The organism is Finegoldia magna, assembly GCF_018371055.1.
In the GTDB taxonomy this organism is placed as follows: Bacteria; Bacillota; Clostridia; order Tissierellales; family Peptoniphilaceae; genus Finegoldia; species Finegoldia magna_I.
The window spans coordinates 1-2,270 of the sequence record NZ_JAGYZD010000260.1 but is presented as its reverse complement, the minus strand read 5'-3'; the positions used below and the strand labels follow the sequence as shown (position 1 = coordinate 2,270).

2 protein-coding genes are annotated in these 2,270 nt (G+C 33.7%); both read left to right on the top strand.

What is annotated here, in order from left to right:
- Window positions 1–562: ABC transporter ATP-binding protein (locus KHW44_RS08835; protein ID WP_304068581.1), on the top strand; the 562-nt coding region annotated here is incomplete at its 5' end.
- Between the two features lie 36 nt (window positions 563–598).
- On the top strand, window positions 599–1,948 hold the full coding sequence (locus KHW44_RS08830) for an MATE family efflux transporter (protein WP_304068578.1): 1,350 nt from the start codon (window positions 599–601) through the stop codon (window positions 1,946–1,948).
- The last annotated feature ends 322 nt before the right edge of the window (window positions 1,949–2,270 follow it).

The following is a 2,270-nucleotide window of genomic DNA, read 5'->3' as shown; positions in this document are numbered from 1 at the left end:
CATAGGTAAACATAATATTAAAGAATATTCATTGGAGTCATTAATGAGACAAATTAGTATGGTTTTTCAAAATGTTTATTTATTTCAAGACACTATTGAAAACAATATAAAGTTTGCCAAGCCAGATGCTACTCATGAGGAAGTTATAGAAGCTGCAAAGAAAGCGTGTTGTCATGAATTTATTATGAAACTTCCTGAACAATATGAAACAGTTATAGGAGAGGGAGGTGCAAGTTTATCTGGTGGAGAAAGACAAAGAATATCTATAGCAAGGGCTATGATAAAAAATGCCCCGATTATTATTTTTGACGAAGCTACTGCAAATGTAGACCCTGAAAATGAGGATAAACTACAGATTGCTATGGAAGAACTTACAAGAGATAAAACTGTAATAATGATTGCACACAGACTAAAAACCATAAAAAATGCAAATCAAATTCTTGTCTTGGCTAATGGAAAGATAACGCAACAAGGTACACATGAAGAACTTATTCAAGTTGATGGTATCTACAAAAAATTTGTTGAAGCAAGACAAGTGGCAGCAAAGTGGCAGTTGTCATAAGTTATAAAAATATTGAAAACAACTGGAGGAAGTCATATGGGAAAACAAGGTATGAAAACACAACTATTAACCAAAAGTCCTAAAGAACTGTTATTTAAGTTGGCAATTCCCGGAATAATCGGGATGATTGTCATAGGATTGTATCCATTTATGGATGGTGTGTTTGCAGGATGGCTCATTGGTGATTATGCTATGTCAGCCATTAGTGTGTCTATGTCCTTAACGATTATAAATGGAGGAATATCGGCATTGATTGGCGTTGGAAGTGCCTCAATACTATCAAGAGCAATCGGAAAGGGCGATAAAGAAACGACAGATAAAATATTCGGGAATTTTTGTTACTGGGTAATATTTTTTTCTGTAATTATCACGATATTGGGTTTGGTTTTTGCACCTCATTTTTTAGATTTGGTAGGAGCTAAAGGAAATATTAAAGAACTTGGTGTGAGATATTTAAGAATAGTTTTCTTTGGCTCTATATTTGTGAATTTTGCTCAAGCGGGAAATATGACAATGCGTGGCGAAGGTGCATTAAAGCAATCAATGATGATTATGGGCGCGGGAGCTATATTAAACATTATTTTAGATCCTATTTTTATGAAGTTGATGGGTGAATATGCGATTGAAGGTGCAGCTATTGCAACTGTAATATCTCAAATTGTACAAGCAATATTGACATTCCACTATTTTTCAAAGAAAAGTGCTTTTGTAGGGATCCATAAAATTCAAAAATACAAGGCAATTTATAGCGAAATGTTCAGTATAGGAAGTTCAGCAATGATGATGCAAATTTTATTTGCAGTACAGCAAACATTTTTGTTTAAGCAAGCCTTTGCGTATGGAGGAGATGATTGGGGAATTTTGATGTCTGCTACAATGCGATTATATATGTTTTCCTTTATTCCACTGTGGGGTATGAGTCAAGGCTTACAACCTGTTATTGGAGCTAATTTCGGAGCAAAACAATACGGAAGAGTAAAAGATACGATGAAGATTTTTATGTATGGTGCAACAATTCTTGCAGCTGCTTCATGGATACCATCAATGTTTTGTTCAGAAAAATTACTATCATTATTCAGTGTGAGAAGGGAGATTATTGAAGTTGGTGTTGTAAACTTTAAGATGTTTTATTCAACATTCATCTTATATGGAATTATGATTATGACACTTACATTTTTCCAATCCATAGGAGATGGAAAAAAAGCAGGCATGATTGTAATGCTTAGACAGTTAGTTTTATTTATTCCTGCAATATTACTATTTCCAAAGGCATTTGGAGCGTCAGCAGTTTGGTGGACAGAACCTATCGTAGATTTTAGTATGATTATGTTGGGACTGTTTTTAATGCTTAATGGACTTAGGAAAATGGGAAAAGACAAAGCATAAATACAAGGACATTTGATATAAAAGCGAAAATAATCAAAAGAGGCTGTAGGTATGGATGCTATTTATCTATAATGAACGGAGGGAAAGGGAGATGAACAAGTGTATAAGTTACCTTGTAGAATTGAAATGGAATAAAAATACTCCTTTTTTCTATAATTCTTGTAGTTGTCTGTCTTTACATTTTCTCGTCTAAACAATTAAATATAGTAAAAGAAAGAACGGATTTCTTTCATTTCAGAGGACTTCTTATGCCAAGATGCAGGAGTCCTCCTTTTTTGTCTGAAAAACAAATAGACAAAAAAGAAATGGAGGAAACTTTATG

Excerpts from the sequence above, each read along its gene's own strand:
- KHW44_RS08830 (WP_304068578.1), top strand. The coding sequence starts at position 599 with ATGGGAAAACAAGGTATGAAAACACAACTATTAACCAAAAGTCCTAAA.